At 64.6% G+C, this 16,899-nt stretch carries 13 protein-coding genes; 4 read left to right on the forward strand and 9 right to left on the reverse strand.

Annotated features, from left to right (window positions below; all coding sequences use genetic code 11):
- Positions 1 to 5: 5 nt before the first annotated feature.
- The 7 genes from GGD63_RS08775 to GGD63_RS08805 all read right to left on the reverse strand — a co-directional run bounded on the left by GGD63_RS08775 (position 6) and on the right by GGD63_RS08805 (position 6,153).
- The gene (locus GGD63_RS08775) at positions 6 to 311 is read right to left on the reverse strand and encodes a HigA family addiction module antitoxin (protein ID WP_183240901.1); all 306 of its coding nucleotides are present in this window, start codon (positions 309 to 311) and stop codon (positions 6 to 8) included.
- Positions 312 to 779: 468 nt separating this feature from the next.
- On the reverse strand, positions 780 to 1,547 hold the full coding sequence (locus GGD63_RS08780; protein ID WP_183240903.1) for an anti-sigma factor: 768 nt from the start codon (positions 1,545 to 1,547) through the stop codon (positions 780 to 782).
- Positions 1,544 to 2,092 carry a sigma-70 family RNA polymerase sigma factor gene (locus GGD63_RS08785; RefSeq protein ID WP_183240904.1) on the reverse strand — a complete coding sequence of 183 codons (549 nt, stop codon included), beginning with the start codon at positions 2,090 to 2,092 and terminating at the stop codon, positions 1,544 to 1,546. Before GGD63_RS08785 ends, GGD63_RS08780 begins: the two co-directional genes overlap by 4 nt.
- A 142-nt stretch (positions 2,093 to 2,234) precedes the next feature.
- The gene (locus GGD63_RS08790) at positions 2,235 to 2,570 is read right to left on the reverse strand and encodes a cupredoxin family copper-binding protein (RefSeq protein WP_183240906.1); all 336 of its coding nucleotides are present in this window, start codon (positions 2,568 to 2,570) and stop codon (positions 2,235 to 2,237) included.
- Between the two features lie 19 nt (positions 2,571 to 2,589).
- The gene (locus GGD63_RS08795) at positions 2,590 to 3,534 is read right to left on the reverse strand and encodes a metallophosphoesterase (RefSeq protein WP_183240908.1); all 945 of its coding nucleotides are present in this window, start codon (positions 3,532 to 3,534) and stop codon (positions 2,590 to 2,592) included.
- Positions 3,535 to 3,642: 108 nt separating this feature from the next.
- Positions 3,643 to 4,521 carry an alpha/beta fold hydrolase gene (locus tag GGD63_RS08800; RefSeq protein ID WP_183240910.1) on the reverse strand — a complete coding sequence of 293 codons (879 nt, stop codon included), beginning with the start codon at positions 4,519 to 4,521 and terminating at the stop codon, positions 3,643 to 3,645.
- Positions 4,522 to 4,533: 12 nt separating this feature from the next.
- Positions 4,534 to 6,153: a GMC family oxidoreductase gene (locus GGD63_RS08805; protein ID WP_183240912.1), complete on the reverse strand. Its 1,620-nt coding sequence runs from the start codon at positions 6,151 to 6,153 to the stop codon at positions 4,534 to 4,536.
- Between the two features lie 175 nt (positions 6,154 to 6,328).
- Between GGD63_RS08805 and GGD63_RS08810 the strand changes: the two genes are divergently transcribed.
- Positions 6,329 to 7,501, forward strand: a complete 1,173-nt coding sequence (locus GGD63_RS08810) for a M20 aminoacylase family protein (RefSeq protein WP_183240914.1) — start codon at positions 6,329 to 6,331, stop codon at positions 7,499 to 7,501.
- A 173-nt stretch (positions 7,502 to 7,674) separates the two neighbouring features.
- On the opposite strand, the gene GGD63_RS08815 is transcribed toward GGD63_RS08810, so the two are convergent.
- Together GGD63_RS08815 and GGD63_RS08820 are read right to left on the reverse strand one after the other, a co-directional pair.
- Complete coding sequence (locus GGD63_RS08815; RefSeq protein WP_183240915.1) at positions 7,675 to 9,303, reverse strand: inorganic phosphate transporter; 1,629 nt, start codon at positions 9,301 to 9,303, stop codon at positions 7,675 to 7,677.
- Between the two features lie 96 nt (positions 9,304 to 9,399).
- Positions 9,400 to 10,794 (reverse strand): UdgX family uracil-DNA binding protein, encoded by a 1,395-nt coding sequence (locus tag GGD63_RS08820; RefSeq protein WP_183240917.1) that lies wholly within the window; start codon positions 10,792 to 10,794, stop codon positions 9,400 to 9,402.
- A gap of 166 nt (positions 10,795 to 10,960) precedes the next feature.
- On the opposite strand from GGD63_RS08820, the gene GGD63_RS08825 reads away from it, so the two are divergent.
- Genes GGD63_RS08825 through GGD63_RS08835 form a run of 3 tightly spaced genes read left to right on the forward strand, consistent with a single transcriptional unit; the run spans position 10,961 to position 16,756 of the window.
- Positions 10,961 to 11,749, forward strand: coding sequence for an ImuA family protein (locus GGD63_RS08825; RefSeq protein WP_183240919.1), 789 nt, complete (start codon positions 10,961 to 10,963; stop codon positions 11,747 to 11,749).
- On the forward strand, positions 11,646 to 13,298 hold the full coding sequence (locus GGD63_RS08830; RefSeq protein WP_183240920.1) for a DNA polymerase Y family protein: 1,653 nt from the start codon (positions 11,646 to 11,648) through the stop codon (positions 13,296 to 13,298). The genes GGD63_RS08825 and GGD63_RS08830 overlap by 104 nt, the downstream gene beginning before the upstream one ends.
- The gene (locus tag GGD63_RS08835) at positions 13,295 to 16,756 is read left to right on the forward strand and encodes an error-prone DNA polymerase (RefSeq protein ID WP_183240922.1); all 3,462 of its coding nucleotides are present in this window, start codon (positions 13,295 to 13,297) and stop codon (positions 16,754 to 16,756) included. Before GGD63_RS08830 ends, GGD63_RS08835 begins: the two co-directional genes overlap by 4 nt.
- Positions 16,757 to 16,899 lie beyond the last annotated feature (143 nt).

Consider the following 16,899-nt stretch of genomic DNA (forward strand, 5'->3'; position numbering starts at 1 on the left):
ATCGCTCAGGCCGCCTTAGGCTTGTTCACGGTCTCGATGCGATCGAGCTCCTTACCGAGATCGCGTCTGGCGATCTGGATGTCGTAATCGTTCTGGAGATTGAGCCAAAGCTCGGCGGTCGTGCCGAGCGCCTTGGCAAGCCGCAGTGCGGTGTCGGCGGTGATCCCGGTCTGCTCACTCGCAATCCGCTCGATACGCGTGCGCGGCAGGCCGCATGCCTTGGCAAGCGCGCCGGCGGAGATGGCCAGCGGGATCAGAAATTCCTCCCGCAGGACCTCACCAGGATGCATGGGCTTGAGCTTTTTCGCCATGCAGGAACTATAATTGCGGAGCCCGGAGGACCAAAGCGGAATCCAGGACGTCTTCTAGGTTGTTGTCGCAGGACGCATCGATGGGACCCACAATCAAGCTTGTCGGTTTTCTCCTTTTTCTGGCGGGCGCAGGATCGATCGTCTACTTGCAGCATTGCATTAGCGAGTACAGGTCTTCGGTTCCTAAGCCGCGCGTGGTTGGGCCGTTCACCGCTATACGCGCTTCCTTTCGGTGGGTGCACGATCCAAATGATCTGCTCGTCTCGGAAGAGTGCCTAGCGAACCTCAGGCGGACGAAGACCGCGGCCCTCGTCACCGCGGCAATCTGGGTTATCCTTGGGATTTTCATAATAGCGGCGCGAGCGTTGGACGTTTAGCGTTTTCTTATTTGATGCCACACGAAGTAGCTCTGCCTTGGCGGTCAAAGTCTGGATTGCTTCGCTTCGCTCGCAATGACGGCGAAGACTGCTACCCCTCCACATTCGCCTTCATCGCCGCCTCGAACTTGTCGACGAATTCGGCGAGCTCGTCGGCGCCGAGATCGCTGACGGCCCAGAAGTTCAGGCCACGGTTGCCCCAGCGGCGGCAGTTGAAGCCCTGCATGGTCTGGGTCTTCGGCTGCCGGTGCTCGGTGCTCGCGGTTTGCGACACGAACAGATTGATCACGTGTTGCCGGCGCCGGTAGACCACGGCGCCGATGGCGCGGGCGTCGATATAGTCGAGCCGGCCGCCGACCAGCGTAAAACCCTGCGCGGTGAGGTCGATCACGGGCGGGGCGACGTCGAGCTTGCCGTTGAACCAGGGCTTGACGGTGTGCTGGTCGGTCGAGACCACGTCGGTGAGGTGTCCGGCCTGGAGCGAGCGCAGATGTGCAGAGACGACCTCCGACAGGATGCGCTGCTGATCGTCCTGGCGCAGCACCACTGCGACGATGCCTGTTGCGGCAAGTGCGGAGACTGCCGAGCCCATGGCAAAGCCGCGCAGCACAGAGCGGCGCGTCGGCTGCTGGCGCTGCGGCTGCGGCAGCGACGCCTCGATCCGACTGCGCAGGCTTGCCGGCGCAGCGTAGCGCAGATCGGCATCTGCGAGCATGCGTTGCATCTCGCGCTGTGCCGCAAGCTCCGCCGCGCAGGCCGGGCAGCTCGCGATATGAGCCTCGACCTCGCGTGCGTGGCCGGCGTCGAGTTCGTTGTCGAGCAGCGCGTGAAGCAGGATCCTCGCTTCGTCGCAGGTCATTTCGCTTGCTCCTCTTCCGCCCTCCAGGCTGCGCGCAGCATGGCGCGGGCGCGGGCGAGGCGAGACATCACGGTGCCGACGGGGGCGCCGACGGCTTCGGCGATTTCACGATAGGACAGGTTGTTGATCTCACGCAGCACGAATGTTTCCTTGAACGGCTCGGCGAGTGCGTCGATCAGCTTGCGGATCGCGCCGGCATCGCGGCTGCGCAGCACTTCGGTCTCGGGGCTCGCCTCGGTCTCCTGCCAGAGCGGTGTCTGCTCGTCGGCTCCGGGCGTGTCCTCGATCGCACTGGGCCGATGCGCGCGCCGCGCATATTCGGCGTTGCAGACGTTGCGCAGGATGGCGAACAGCCAGGGCTTCATCGCCGGACCGCGGTAGCTGTCAAAATGCTTCAGCGCGCGCAGATAGCACTCCTGCACCGCGTCCTCGGCGTCGGAGGCATCGCGCAGCAGGTAGCGTGCGAGCGTGTAGACGTCGTCGAGATAGGGCAGCGCCGCCTCGCGGAAGCGTTGCGCCTTCTGCCCATCGTCGGTGGCGGGCATCGCTCCTCGCTTTGCCTCTTGTTCTGCCTGCGGCTTCGTTTCGTCCCTGTTCGTCTTGCCCGGGTGCGTGACCCCGGGCACACGAGCCCGGCCGGAGTGGGACCACCGGCCGGGCAAGACGTTGATGCCTTGGTTGAAGACATTACTCAACCTTGATCATCCCCGTCATGTGCGGGTGCAGCGAACAAAAATATTTGTAGTCGCCCGCATTGGTGAAGGTGAAGGAGAACTTGTCGTCGGTGTCCAGGGTCTTGGACCTGAACTTGCCGGCCGACACGATGGTGTGCGGGATGTCGTCCCGGTTGGTCCAGGTCACGGTGGTGCCGACCTTGATCTTGAGCTCGGCTGGCTGGAACACGAAATTGTCGATGTGCACGTCCATGTCGTCGGCGCGGGCTTTTGTTACGGGCAACAGCACGGCCGCGGCCAGAGCGAGACCGAGGTCGACACCGAAGTCGCGGCGGTTGAGAGTTTTCATTGTCAGCTTCCGTTCAGCCTTAGCCCTGCAGCGGCGTGTCGATGATCGCGAGCCGCTGCTCGTTCTGCTTGAAGTTGATGCTGGCGACCCCAAGCATGGAGCGTAGCCTTGCGTCCTCGACCTTCATCGGACCGGGTGAGGGAGCGGCTCCCGGCGCCGGCTGCGGGAAGGCGGTCGAGCGCGCGGTGTGGAAGGTGACGTTGCCCTCGACCTTCTGCATCACTTGGTGGATGTGGCCGTTCAGCACGGTGACCGAGCCAAAGCCCTTGACGTGTTCCAGCGCGCGGCCGCCGTCCTCGGTGCCCCAGCCCCATTCGGGATAGACGGTCCAGAGCGGGATGTGGGCGAACAGCACGATCGGCGTCGATTTCGACTTGCCGCGCAGATCGTCCTCGAGCCAGGCGAGCTGCTCGGCGCCGAGATTGCCGAGCCCGCCGGCCTTGAGATCGACGACGTTGACGAGGCCGACGAAGTGCACGCCGCCGGCGTCGAACGAATACCAGCCGTGTCCCTTGGTGCCGCGGCCGTAGCGCTCGCGATAGAGTTTTACATCCTCGTCGATGAAGTCATGCTCGCCTGGAACGTAATGCACGTCGAGCTTGGTCTGCGAGATGATGCGCTCGGCGTCGTCGAACTCGACGGCCTTCGACAGGTGCGTGATGTCGCCGGTGTGGATCATGAAGGAGGGCTTTGCCGGCATTGCGTTGATCTTGTTCACGGCCTCCTCCAGCGTGCCGAGCGCGTTGGGGTTGGCCGGCTTGTCGAAGCCGACATGGCTGTCGCTGATCTGGAGGAAGCTCATGCCGGGCGTCGCCGCAGTTGCAGCTTGCGCGGAATCGATGATGCCGAGCGAGCGCGGCACGCCACCCGTGACGGTCCAGAGCACCCCGGTCCCGGCCCAGGTCATGCATTCCAGCACCTTGCGGCGGCTGACGCCGTCATCCCCGTGATCTTGTCCGCTCATCGCGCCTCTCCACGTCGCCCGGAATTGGGCTTCGCGGAGGTGATCGGGGGAGGGAGGGACTTATTCCCGGATGGGATGACGATTTCGTGAGGTGGTGGGGCACGAGACCTATTTCGCGAACTCCCGGATCGCTTCCACCACGGCTGCCGGCACTTCCTGCGCCACACAGTGCCCGGCACCCTCGAAGACCGCCGTACTGACGTGCGGAATCAGCGACACGGCGCGTCGTGCCATCTCCTTGTAGATCGGCCCGGACTTCACAGCAGTCATGACGCGGACAGGGCAGTCGATCTCGGCGAGCCCTCCAAACGGATTGCCGCGGGCATCGCCAGCGTAAACCTGCTCGATCGCCTCACAGATCGGACGCAGCATCGCCGACTCGGTCTCCGGCGTGCAGCGAAGCCGGACCCGGCCTTCGTCGAGCGGCACGAAGCCGTGTTGCACATAGGCCCGGAGCGCGGTCTCGGTCCAATCCGCAAACGTCGGCGCAGAGCGGTAGCGCTCGAACACGGCATCGGCACTGTCGAACTCGGCCCGGCGGCGCAGCGTGCCCTCCACGAGGGCCAGGGATTCCTCGCTCAATGTCCCGGAGCGCGCCGCGCGCGGGTCCATCACGGTCGGCTCCATCACGAACAGGCGTATGAAGCGTCCGGGCAAGCGTTTCGCCGCGACCAGAAGATCGGTCGCGCCCGCGCTGTGGCCGACGCCGTAGATCTCGTTCAGGTCGAGCGCGTCAACCACCCAGCAAAGGTCATCGGCAAAATCCAGGAAATGGTAGGACTCGGCTTTGTGGCTGGCGCCATGACCACGGCGGTCGAGCGCATAAACGGTGTAGGTCGACGCAAGCTCGCGCGCGACCTCGTCCCAGACATCGGCAATGAAGCCGGTGCCGTGCACGAGGAGCGCGGGCGGTTTTCCGCTCTCGCCCCATTGCAACATGGAGATCTGCGCGTCGGCGGGACCGATTGAAAAGCGGTGACTGATCATGGCGATGCGATGCTACTTCGCATCCTCCAGGATCATCGTCGCCCCCTTCTCCGCAATCATCGCTGTCGGCGTGTTGGTGTTGCCCGAGGTGATGGTCGGCATGATCGAGGCATCGACCACGCGCAATCCGCTGAGACTGTAGAAGCGCAGGCGTTCGTCGACCACGGCCATCGGGTCGTTCGCCGCACCCATCTTCGCCGTGCCGACGGGATGGAAAATGGTCGTGCCGATATCGCCGGCGGCCTTCGCGAGCGAGGCGTCGTCGTCGCCGACGGAGGGGCCGGGCAGATATTCGCTGGGGTGATATTTTGCCAGTGCCTTCTGCTGCATCAGGCGCCGCGTGGTGCGGATGGCGTCGGCGGCGACCTGGCGGTCGTCGTCGGTCGACAGGTAGTTCGGCGCGATGATCGGCTTCTCATCAGGCGTTGTCGCGCGCAGCCGCACGGTGCCGCGCGAGGTTGGCTGCAGATTGCAGGCGCTCACCGTGATCGCGGGGAAGCGGTGCAGGGGATCGCCGAACTTGTCGAGCGACAGCGGCTGCACGTGGAACTGGATGTTGGCGCGCGCACGCGTCGAATCGGAGCGCGTGAAGATGCCGAGCTGCGACGGCGCCATGGTCAGGGGCCCACGGCGGCGGAAAGCGTAGTCGAGCCCCATCAGGCCGCGGCGGAACAGATTGTAATAGGTTTCGTTCAGCGTGCGCACGCCCTCGACCTTGTAGATCGCCCGCTGCTGCAGATGATCCTGCAGATTGCGGCCGACGCCCGGCTTGTCCATGACGATGTCGATGCCGAGCGGCGACAGCCAGTCGGCAGGCCCGATACCGGAGCGATGCAGCACCTGCACCGAGCCGATCGCGCCGGCCGAGAGGACAACCTCGCGCTTTGCACGCGCTTCAATGATCTCGCCGTTCTGGATGAAGCGCACGCCGACGGCGCGGCCCTGCTCGATGATGAGACGGTCGACCAGCACGTGCTTCTCGAGTCGCAAATTGGGGCGGTTCAGCGCGGGCTTGAGGAAGCCGCGCGCCGAGGACCAGCGCCGTCCGCGCTTCTGATTGACGTGGAAATAGCTGGTGCCTTCGTTGTCGCCGGTGTTGAAATCCGGGATGCGCTTGATGCCCATTTCTTCCGCGGCATCGCCCACGGCATCAAGAACGTCCCAGGACAGCCGCGGTGCCTCGATGCGCCAGCCGCCGCCGGCGCCGTGATGTTCGCTTGCACCGAGGAAGTGGTCCTCCAGTCGTTTGAACAGCGGCAGCACGTCATCATAGCCCCAGCCGGCCATGCCGAGCTGACGCCAGTGATCGTAATCGGCGGCCTGTCCGCGCATCGAGATCATGGCGTTGATCGCCGAGCAGCCGCCGATCACCTTGCCGCGGGGATAGGCCAGCGCCCGGCCGTTCAGGCCTGGCTCGGCCTCGGTCTTGAACATCCAGTCCGAGCGCGGATTGCCGATCGCGAAGAGATAGCCGACGGGAATGTGGAACCAGATCCAGTTGTCGTCGCCGCCCGCTTCGAGAATGAGCACCCGATTGCGGGAATCTGCCGAGAGCCGGTTGGCGATGATGCAGCCCGCCGTGCCGGCGCCGACGACAATGTAGTCAAATTCACCTTCGAGCCGTCTCGGCATTCTGCTTCCACCCGGATGGTTACTTAACGTTCCGTCCTAATAGGCAGACCCGCCCGGCCGGGACAAGCCCGGCCATGCCCGTTCGTCAGGGCCAGGCCCCGATCCCGGGGAGTTGGGTGGACTGACGCTTGCATGGTAGACAGTCCTGTATTCCCAACAAAGCTCGAGACCCTCCATGCCCATCGTGAACCGTGTCGCCGACCTCCAACCCGATATTCAGGCCTGGCGCCGGGACATCCATGAGCATCCCGAACTGCTGTACGACGTCCATCGCACCGCAGCATTTGTCGCCGACCGGCTGCGCGAGTTCGGCTGCGATGAGGTCGTGACCGGCCTTGGCCAGACCGGCGTGGTCGGCGTGATCAAGGGCAGCAAGCCGGCCGGCGAGGGGCTCAAGGTGATCGGCCTGCGCGCCGACATGGACGCGCTCCCGGTCGAGGAGCAGACCAACCTGCCTTACGCCTCCAAGAACCCGGGCAAGATGCACGCCTGTGGCCATGATGGCCACACAGCGATGCTGCTTGGCGCTGCCCGCTATCTGGCCGAGACCCGCAACTTCGCCGGCGATGCGATCGTGATCTTCCAGCCCGCCGAGGAGGGCGGCGCCGGCGGCGCGGCCATGGTCAAGGACGGCCTGATGGAACGCTTCGGCATCGAGCAGGTCTACGGCATGCACAATGGCCCGGGCATTCCGGTCGGCTCGTTCGCGATCCGGCCGGGCCCGATCATGGCGGCGACCGACGAGGTCGACATCATGATCGAGGGCCTCGGCGGCCATGCCGCGCGTCCGCACAAATGCATCGATTCCGTGCTGGTCGGTGCACAGGTGATCACGGCGCTGCAGTCGATCGTCGCGCGCAGCGTCGATCCGCTGGAATCGGCCGTGATCTCGATCTGCGAATTCCACGCCGGCAATGCCCGCAACGTCATTCCGCAGACCGCGACGCTGAGGGGCACTATCCGCACGCTGTCGCCGGAGGTGCGCAAGCTGGTCGAGAAGCGCGTGCACGAGGTGGTGGCGGGCGTGGCGCAGATCACTGGCGCCAAGATCGACCTGCGCTACAAGCGCAATTATCCCGTCGTGAACAACCACGCCGCCGAGACCGAGGTGGCGCGGCGTATTGCGAAGCAGGTCGCAGGGGAAGCCAACGTGCACGAGATGCCGCCGCTGATGGGCGGCGAGGATTTCGCCTACATGCTGGAAGCGCGCCCCGGCGCCTTCATCTTCTGCGGCAACGGCGACAGCGCCGGCCTGCATCACCCCGCCTACAATTTCAACGACGAGGCGATCGTGTTCGGCACATCCTACTGGGTCAAGCTGGTCGAGGAATCGCTGGCGGCGTCTTAAGGCCGGCTCTTCACTTACCTCGCCCCGCTTGCGGGGAGAGGTCGGAATGCGCGCGTAGCGCGGATTCCGGGTGAGGGGGACTCTCCGCGAGTCCGTCTCTTACCGTGATCGCGGAAGCAGCCCTCACCCCAATCCTCTCCCCGTAAGAACGGGGAGAGGGAGAGCAGAGGTGCTCAGAAGATCCGCGAGAAGATCACGTAGAGCGTGGCCGACAGCATGATCGCGCAGGGCAGCGTCAGCACCCAGGCCATCAGCAGGTTGCGGATGGTGGACCATTGCAAGCCCGAACCGTTCGCCGCCATGGTGCCGGCGACGCCCGACGACAGCACATGCGTGGTCGAGACCGGCAGGCCGAACACGTCGGCGGCACCGATCGTGGCCGCGGCCACGAGCTCGGCGGAGGCGCCCTGCGCATAGGTGAGATGGGACTTGCCGATCTTCTCACCGACCGTGATCACGATGCGCTTCCAGCCGATCATGGTGCCGAGGCCGAGCGCGATGGCGACCGCGATCTTCACCCAGTTCGGGATGAACTTTGTGGCGGCATCGAGCGAGCCCTTGTAGGCGTTGAGGGTCGCGATCTCCTCCTTGTTGAGATCGTTCTCCTTGTCCTTCATCAGGAAGCGGATCGCTTCCGAGGTCAGGTACATGTCGTTGCGGGTGTTGCCGACGGCTTCCGCCGGCACCTTGTTCAGCGTGCCGTATTTGGCAACCTGGTCGCCGACGTCCTTCACCAGCACAGCGAGCGAGGGATAGGTGCCTTCATTGATGTGATGCAGTGCGATGTACTGGGTCACCGCCGGACGGGGATCGCCGGTGATGCTGTGGCCGGCGCCCTTGGCCGAGATCACCCTGGCGGCGGCGTCCGAGGTCTTCTGGAACTGGGCGACCTGGGATTCCGGTAGCGCGCGGTTGAGCGCGTAGGCGGTCGGCACGGTGCCGATCAGGATCAGCATGATCAGGCCCATGCCCTTCTGGCCGTCATTGGAGCCGTGCGCGAAGCTGACGCCGGTGCAGGTCAGGATCAAGAGGCCGCGGATCCAGAGCGGCGGCGCCTTGTTGCCTTCGGGCGCAGCATAGAGGGCCGGGTTGCGCACGATGAACTTGAGCACGAGCAGCAGCACGGCGGCGCAGGCGAAGCCGACCAGCGGCGACAGCAGCAGCGCGTAGCCGATCTCGGTGGCCTTGCTCCAGTCCACGCCCGAGGTGCCGTCGCGGCCGCGCATGACGGCGTTGGCGATGCCGACGCCGATGATCGAGCCGATCAGCGTGTGCGAGGAGGAGGCGGGCAGGCCGAAGAACCAGGTGCCGAGATTCCACAGGATCGCGGCGATCAGCAGCGCGAACACCATGGCGAAGCCGGCGCTGGAGCCGACCTGGAGGATCAGCTCGACCGGCAGCAGCGAGACGATGCCGAAGGCGACCGCGCCGGAGGACAGGAGCACGCCGAGGAAGTTGAAGAAGCCCGACCACATCACGGCGACTTCAGCCGGCAGCGAATGGGTGTAGATCACGGTCGCGACCGCATTGGCGGTGTCGTGAAAGCCGTTGACGAACTCGAAGCCGAGCGCGATCAGCAGCGCGACGAACAACAGGATGTAGGGCAGGAAGGTCGTGACCTTGGTGCCGGTGGCATTGACGTCGACATAGATGCTGTAGGCGACGAACAGCAGGCCCGCGGCGAGGATGCCGAAGAACAGGATCATCGTCAGCGGGTTGAAGCCCTTGTCGAGATTGGGCCGTGAGGCCGGCTGGATCGGCGCGGGATCGGCTACCGCGCGGTCGAATGCTACATCGGTCATGTGGACGCCCCTTAACTTTCAGGTAAGGGTATTGTCCGCGATGGATTTGAAGGCTGGATGACAAGCGCTGGTTGAAAAGCGTTTTCTCGCCAGTATTTAGGCGGCGCGCGCGGATTTCCTCTGCAGGCCGGCGGCGATCTTCAGGTCTTCGACAAAGCGCTGATATTCCAGCACCTTGGCCTCCGGGTCCGGCAGCCGCAGCAGATAGGACGGGTGCACCGTCACCAGCGCCTTGCGGCCGTCGGGGAGGTCGATCAGCCGGCCGCGGTTCTTGCCGATTGGGGTGATCTTGCCGAACACGCTCTGCGCTGCAGTTGCGCCCATCGCGACAATGAGATCGGGCTGGATTGCCGAAACTTCCCGCTCATACCATTGTCGGCACGCCCTGATCTCCGGCGTGTTCGGCTTCTGGTGCAGGCGGACCTTTCCGCGCGGCACAAATTTGAAGTGCTTCACCGCGTTGGTGACATAGACCTTCTTGCGGTCGACGCCGGCCTCCTCCAGCGCGCGGTCGAGCATCTGGCCGGCCGGGCCGACGAAGGGGTGGCCGGCGAGGTCTTCCTTGTCGCCGGGCTGCTCGCCGACCAGCATGATGTTGGCGTTCTTCGGACCCTCGCCGAACACGGTCTGGGTCGCGTCCTTGTAGAGATGGCAGGCGCGGCAATGGGCGGCTTCCTCGCGGAGCGCTTCGAGATCGTCGGCAGCAGTCTTGCGTGTCATCGGAGCCTCCGGCCGCTGGACGATGCGTCCGCCGGTCCAGCGTTCGGCGTCAGCGAGCAGAGGTCCAAGTATCGATGCGTCCTCGAGGTTCCTCTGGCGTTTCACCGGCGCTTCGGTCGTCGTCAGCCGGTCGGGTTGGAAATGGCGCCGCCAGGTTTCTTCCAGGCGGCCGGGGGGCGGCCGCTCCGTTCGGCTGATCCCCGGCGTGAATGAGATCGCGTGGCCGTCCCAATGGGCACAAACGTCAGGCGTGAGGATGGACCAGGGCATGTCGGCAAAACGACGCGCAAAGAACGGCGCGGCGAACGCGACGATATGATGCTCCGGCTCAAACCAGGCGGCGTAATGCGCCTTCTGCTCGCGCCCGATCTCGCGGAAGCGGACGAGATCGCGCATTCGCTGCGCATCGCGCTGCACCGCGCCTGCCATCGTGGTTGCCTGCGCTACGTCGGGATCACTCATCGTTGCGAGCAGGTCGTGATCGGCCTTCAATCGCCAGAGCAGGCGATAGAGCAGAGCAAAACGCTCGTCGTCGCGATGCAGGATCGCGATGCGGGCAAGCTCGATGAAATTGGCCGGCACGGTGAACGTGCTCTCGGTTTCGATCGGCGGAAGGCTCGGCGCTTCGGACAGGCCGGGTCCCGGGTCTTTCGTTTGGCCTTGCACGTGCCACACCACGTCCGCCGGGGCGACGTGGTGCAGCGCGAATGCGCGTGCGGCTTTGCGCCAGCCGTCGAAATCGGTCTCACTGTCCAGGGTGATGAGGTACATGGCACACGAATCCTATTGATTCCGCTCATGAATCCGACAGAGCGCCAATTCGATTGACTCTCTGGCCGTCGTTAGCTTTATATTAGAACATATCATGAACAAATGAGCCAGCCGCAGGTTCTTATTTTTGAGAACCTCGGCAATCATCTCTGAAGGAGCGGCGTATATGAGCGGCGCACGCATCAGCGCGCTTGCGACCTTGCGCGGCCAGATCGAGCGCATCGAGACCGCGGAGGTCGTGCATCAGCACGAGCGCATTGCGCTCGGCCATGGCGAGATCGACAGCGTCTTGAAGGGCGGGCTCGCGCGCGCGTCGGTCCACGAGATATTTTGCGAAGGGCGCCAGGGCGCGACCGCGACGGGGTTTGTCATGGGCCTTGCGGGACGCGTGAGCGCGCGTCGGCCGCTGCTGTGGGTGCGGCAGGATTTTTCGGAAATTGAAACCGGTGCACTGTCGATGAGCGGGCTCGCCGAGTTCGGCCTCGATCCGCGCCGCGTGGTGATGGTGCGCGCGGCTGATGTCGAGAGCGCGCTGCGCACCTCGGCCGATGCGCTCGCCTGCGATGCGCTCGGTGCCGTCGTGCTCGAGCTCTGGGGCGAGATCAGGCAGTTCGATCTCGTGGCGAGCCGCAAGCTGACGCTGGCCGCGCAAGGTTCGGGCGTCACCGGTCTGATGCTGCGCATGGCCGCGCAGCCGCTGCCTTCGACCGCGGAGACGCGATGGATGCTGCGCGCGGCGCATTCGCCGCCGGGCCCGTTGTGGAGTGCCTGGGGCGCGCCGCGCATCGATGCCGAGCTCTTGCGCAATCGTCATGGCCCGTGCGGCCGGTGGATCATGGAATGGAATTGTGATGAGTGCCAGTTCAGTGAACCCTCGACGTATTCTCAGCCTGTGGCTGCCGCGCCTGCCCATCGACCGGATCCAGCGGTTCCTTGGCAGCGCCGGACTGCATAAGGCCAAAGCGTTTTCAAGCGAAGTGGGTACCGGTTCGCGTGAAGAAAACGCGTCAAAACAAAAAGACGCGCCAAGCGTCGTCGTCATCAAGGACAACAACGCGCTGGTGATCCATGCGCTGGACGATGCGGCGTCTCGTTTGGGTTTGCATATCGGCCAGCCGCTCGCCAATGCACGGGCGATGTGTCCGGACTTGCGGGTGTTCGACGCCGATGTTGTGGCCGATGCCAAGACGCTCAGCGACATCGCCGATTGGTGCGACCGCTTCACGCCGCTGGTGGCGCTCGATCCGCCGCATGGGCTGTTCCTCGACATCACCGGTTGCGCGCATCTGTTCGGCGGCGAAGCGGCATTGTTGCAGACTCTGGTTCGTGCCCTCGCCCGTCAGGGCTTTGCCGTCAGCGCGGCAATCGCCGGCACGTCGGTCTGCGCGCGTACGCTGACGCGGCAGGCGACAGGCACCATTGTGGCCGATGGCGGGGAGGCGGAGGCGATCAGTTCATTTCCAGTCTCCGCGCTCGGTGCGGGCGAGGCCATCACCACCGGCCTGCGCCGCGCCGGCCTGAAGACCATCGGCGATGTCGCCTCGCGCTCGCCGAGCGAGATCACGGCGCGGTTCGGTGCGCGGTTCTCGACCCTGCTCGCGCACGCGCTGGGGCAGGGCGATACGCCGATCAATCCGCGCAAGCCATTGCCCGATTACATCGTCGAGAAGCGTTTTGCCGAACCGATCGCGACCGACACGATGATTGCGATGACGCTGTCGCGGCTGGCCGACACGTTGATTGCGTCCATGGAGAAGCAGGGCAAAGGCGCGCGGCGGCTGGAGGCTGCCTTCTTCCGCACCGACGGCGTGGTGCGCGCCATCATGGTCGAGACCGGTCGTCCGGTGACGCGCAGTGCGGTCGTCGATCGCCTGTTCCGGGAGCGTCTCGATGCGCTCGCCGATCCGCTCGATCCCGGTTTCGGCTTCGACATGGTGCGGCTGTCGGCGAGCCGCACCGAGATCGTGGTGCAGGAGCAGCGCGACCTCGACGCCCATGTCCACGACAATGACGAGCTTGCCGCGCTGATCGACCGTATCGCCGCGCGCATCGGCGGAAAACGTGTCGTCGTACATCTGCCTGAGGATACCCATATTCCCGAAAGCGCGGTGCTGGCCGCGCCTGCGCAGCATCATCTCACGTCTGCCATGCAGGCCGAATGGCCTGTTCGCACCGAGAGCGAGCCGCCGCTGCGCCCGTTGCGGTTGTTCGACAAGCCGGAGCCGATCAAGGTGCCGTTCGCGACCGTGCCTGATGGCCCGCCGCACCAATTCACCTGGCGCCGCGCGTTGCATGCGGTGGTGCGGGTGGAAGGGCCCGAGCGCATCGCCATGGAATGGTGGCGGCAGGACGGCAAGCAGCTGACGCGGGACTATTTCCGCATCGAGGATGCCGAGGGCCTGCGCTTCTGGATCTTTCGCGACGGTCTTTATGAAGGCGAGGTGTTCGACGGCGACGGCAAGCCTGCGTCTCCCGGCTGGTATGTACACGGTCTCTTCGCATGAATACGCCCGCCTATGCCGAGATCGGCATCACCACCAATTTCTCCTTCCTGCGCGGCGGCTCGGATCCGCGCGCCTATGTGCATCAGGCCAGCGCTTTGGGGATTCCGGTGATCGGCATCGCCGACCACAACACGCTCGCCGGTGTGGTGCGGGCCTACAAGGAGCTCGACAATGACAAGGTGCTGCACAAGCCGAAATTGCTGATCGGCGCCCGCATCGTCTTCATCGACGGCACGCCTGACATTCTGGTCTATCCGCGCGATCGCGCGGCCTATGGCCGGCTGTGCCAGCTTCTCACAAGGGGCAAGCGCGGCGACGACATCACGCGGATCGAGAAGGGCGAGTGTCATCTCACCTTTGCCGATCTCCTGGAGTTTTCAGAAGACCAGCTCCTGGTGTTGACGCTGCCGCATCGCTTCGAGCCGGCGCAGGCGCTGGATGTCCTCGCCAAGCTCAAAGCCAGCCGCGCCGAGGGTGTGTGGCTGGCGGCGAGCCTGCTCTATCGCGGCGACGACCGTCGTCGTCTGGCGCGGCTCGATGATCTCGCCGCAAAGGCAAAAGTGCCGCTGCTCGCAACCAACGAGGTGCTCTATCACGATCCCGGCCGCCGACCGCTTCAGGATGTGCTGACCTGCATCCGGGAGAAGACCACGATCGAGGCGGTGGGGCGGAAGCTCGAGGCCAATGCCGAGCGATTCCTGAAAACGCCACGCGAGATGTCGCGGCTGTTCCGCGATTTTCCTGACGCGATCGCGGAGACCATGCGTTTTGCGGACAGGGTCGACTTCTCGCTCGATCAGCTCAAATACCAGTATCCGGACGAGCCGGTGCCGCCGGGCAAGACCGCGCAGGGGCATCTGGAGGATCTGACCTGGGCGGGCGTCGACAAATACTTTGGTGGTGTCGACAACATCGACGACAAGCTGCGCGCCACCCTGAAGAAAGAGCTCGCGCTGATTGCCGAGCTGAAATACGCGCACTATTTCCTCACCGTGCACGACATCGTCCACTACGCGCGCAGCCAGAACATCCTGTGCCAGGGGCGCGGATCGGCGGCGAATTCGGCCGTGTGCTACGTGCTCGGCATCACCTCGGTCGACCCGACCAAGGTCGATCTCCTGTTCGAGCGCTTCATCTCCAAGGAGCGGCTGGAGCCGCCCGACATCGACGTCGATTTCGAGCATTCGCGGCGCGAGGAGGTGATGCAATATGTCTACCGCCGCTATGGCCGCCACCGCGCCGCGATCATCGCCACCGTCATCCATTACCGCCCGCGCAGCGCCATCCGCGACGTCGGCAAGGCGCTGGGCCTGACCGAGGACGTCACCGCCGCGCTCGCCGACACCGTCTGGGGCAGCTGGGGCAAGGGCCTCAACGACATGCAGGTCAGACAGGCCGGGCTCGATCCGCAAAATCCCATGATCAACCTCGCGGTCGAGCTTGCCACCGAGCTGATCGAATTCCCGCGGCATCTCTCCCAGCATGTCGGCGGTTATGTGCTGACCCAGGACCGGCTCGACACCTATGTGCCGATCGGCAATGCCGCGATGGACGACCGCACTTTCATCGAATGGGACAAGGACGACGTCGACGCACTTCATATGATGAAGGTCGATGTGCTCGCACTGGGCATGCTGACCTGCATCAGGAAATGTTTCGATCTGATCGCGGACCACAAGGGTGAGCGTTTTGTGCTGGCGAGCGTTCCGCAGGATGATCCCAGGGTTTACGACATGCTGTGCCGCGGGGAGTCGCTCGGCGTGTTCCAGGTCGAGAGCCGCGCCCAGATGAACATGCTGCCGCGCCTGAAGCCGCGGACCTTCTACGATCTCGTCATCGAGGTCGCGATCGTGCGCCCCGGGCCGATCCAGGGCGACATGGTGCATCCCTACTTAAGGCGGCGGAACGGGCTTGAGAAGGTGAGCTATCCCTCGCCGTCGCCGGAGCACGGCGACAAGGACGAACTCTACAAGGTGCTGCACAAGACCTTGGGCGTGCCGCTGTTCCAGGAGCAGGCGATGCGGATCGCGATCGAGGCCGCGCACTTCACCTCCGAGGAGGCCAACGGCCTGCGCCGCTCGATGGCGACCTTCCGCAATGTCGGCACCATCGGCCAATACGAGGAGAAGCTGATCGGCAACATGGTGGCGCGGGGCTACGATCCCAACTTCGCCAGAAGCTGCTTTGACCAGATCAAGGGTTTTGGCTCCTACGGTTTTCCGGAGAGCCATGCCGCGAGCTTTGCGCAGCTTGTCTACATTTCTTCGTGGCTGAAGCATTACCATCCCGACGCCTTTTGTTGCGGCCTCCTGAATTCGCAGCCGATGGGCTTTTATGCCCCGGCGCAGATCGTCGGCGATGCCCGCAAGAACGGTGTCGAGGTCCGCGACATCGACGTGTCCTACAGCTTTGCGCAGAACACGCTGGAAAATACAGATGGCAAGTATTGCGCCGTGCGCCTCGGCTTCCGTCAGATCGATGGCTTCCATTGGCTGGATGAGGATGAGGAGCGCCTGAAGCGCTCCCAGCTGTCATTCCGGGGCGCGCCGAAAGGCGCGAACCCGGAATCCATCGAGCCGCATACGCCTGGAGAAATGGATTCCGGGTTCATCGCTGACGCGACGCCCGGGAATGACAAGAAAGAAGACTGGGCCGACCGCATCATCGCGGCGCGCAACCGCCGTCCCTTCACCTCGCTGGAGGATTTTGCCCGCGACACTGGCCTGCCCAAGCGTGCGCTGATCCTGCTGGCCGATGCCGATGCGTTCCGCTCGCTGGGGCTCGACCGCCGCGAGGCGCTGTGGCAGGTGCGACGGCTGCCCGACGACGTGCCGCTGCCGCTGTTCGAGGCGGCGACCGCGCGCGAGCAGCCTGACGAGCACGCACAACCGCTGCCGGTGATGCCGCGCTCCGAGCAGGTGGTCGCGGACTACCAGACCATCCGGCTGTCGCTGAAGGGCCATCCGATGGAATTCTTGCGCGAGATGTTTACGCGCGAGCGGGTCGTCGCCTGCAAGGAGGTCAGCCATGAGAACGAGCGGCGCCGCGTCCGCTGCGCCGGCGTGGTTCTGGTCCGGCAACGGCCGGGCAGCGCCAGCGGCGTCGTGTTCATGACGCTGGAGGACGAAACTGGCATCGCCAATGTCGTGGTCTGGCCCAAGATCATGGAGCAGTACCGGAAAGAAGTGATGGGCGCGCGCCTCATCCTGGTTGAAGGCTATATCCAGAGCAGCCCCGAAAAGGTGACGCATCTCATTGCCCAGCGCATGATCGACCGCTCGCACGATCTGGTGGGGCTCGCCAACGATGCGCTAGGCGGCAAGCATCCGGTGCCGGCAGGAGCCACCGTGGTCGAGCCGCTTAACGACGATCCTCGCGCCCTCGCGGACATGCCCGCGCAAAAAATCCGCCATCCCCGCAACGTCCGCATCCTGCCGCCGTCGCGGGATTTCCATTGAGGTTTGTTTGGCGTGCAAATCTCTCACCATCACCCTGAGGTGGCCGCTTCTTCAGCGGCCCTCGAAGGGCGACGGCCCGGCTGCATCAGGGCCGTGCATCCTTCGAGGCTCGCTCTGCAATGCATTGCATCGCAGAGCTCGCG

This window comes from Bradyrhizobium sp. cir1 (assembly GCF_014198245.1).
Classification (GTDB): Bacteria; Pseudomonadota; Alphaproteobacteria; order Rhizobiales; family Xanthobacteraceae; genus Bradyrhizobium.

What these genes read in the sequence shown, in the direction of transcription:
- GGD63_RS08800 (WP_183240910.1), bottom strand. Translation starts at nt 4,521, where the DNA reads ATGATCAGTCACCGCTTTTCAATCGGTCCCGCCGACGCGCAGATCTCC.
- GGD63_RS08780 (WP_183240903.1), bottom strand. Translation starts at nt 1,547, where the DNA reads ATGACCTGCGACGAAGCGAGGATCCTGCTTCACGCGCTGCTCGACAAC.
- GGD63_RS08805 (WP_183240912.1), bottom strand. Translation starts at nt 6,153, where the DNA reads ATGCCGAGACGGCTCGAAGGTGAATTTGACTACATTGTCGTCGGCGCC.
- GGD63_RS08815 (WP_183240915.1), bottom strand. Translation starts at nt 9,303, where the DNA reads ATGACCGATGTAGCATTCGACCGCGCGGTAGCCGATCCCGCGCCGATC.
- GGD63_RS08830 (WP_183240920.1), top strand. Translation starts at nt 11,646, where the DNA reads ATGAGTGCCAGTTCAGTGAACCCTCGACGTATTCTCAGCCTGTGGCTG.
- GGD63_RS08795 (WP_183240908.1), bottom strand. Translation starts at nt 3,534, where the DNA reads ATGAGCGGACAAGATCACGGGGATGACGGCGTCAGCCGCCGCAAGGTG.
- GGD63_RS08785 (WP_183240904.1), bottom strand. Translation starts at nt 2,092, where the DNA reads ATGCCCGCCACCGACGATGGGCAGAAGGCGCAACGCTTCCGCGAGGCG.
- GGD63_RS08825 (WP_183240919.1), top strand. Translation starts at nt 10,961, where the DNA reads ATGAGCGGCGCACGCATCAGCGCGCTTGCGACCTTGCGCGGCCAGATC.
- GGD63_RS08810 (WP_183240914.1), top strand. Translation starts at nt 6,329, where the DNA reads ATGCCCATCGTGAACCGTGTCGCCGACCTCCAACCCGATATTCAGGCC.
- GGD63_RS08835 (WP_183240922.1), top strand. Translation starts at nt 13,295, where the DNA reads ATGAATACGCCCGCCTATGCCGAGATCGGCATCACCACCAATTTCTCC.
- GGD63_RS08790 (WP_183240906.1), bottom strand. Translation starts at nt 2,570, where the DNA reads ATGAAAACTCTCAACCGCCGCGACTTCGGTGTCGACCTCGGTCTCGCT.
- GGD63_RS08820 (WP_183240917.1), bottom strand. Translation starts at nt 10,794, where the DNA reads ATGTACCTCATCACCCTGGACAGTGAGACCGATTTCGACGGCTGGCGC.
- GGD63_RS08775 (WP_183240901.1), bottom strand. Translation starts at nt 311, where the DNA reads ATGGCGAAAAAGCTCAAGCCCATGCATCCTGGTGAGGTCCTGCGGGAG.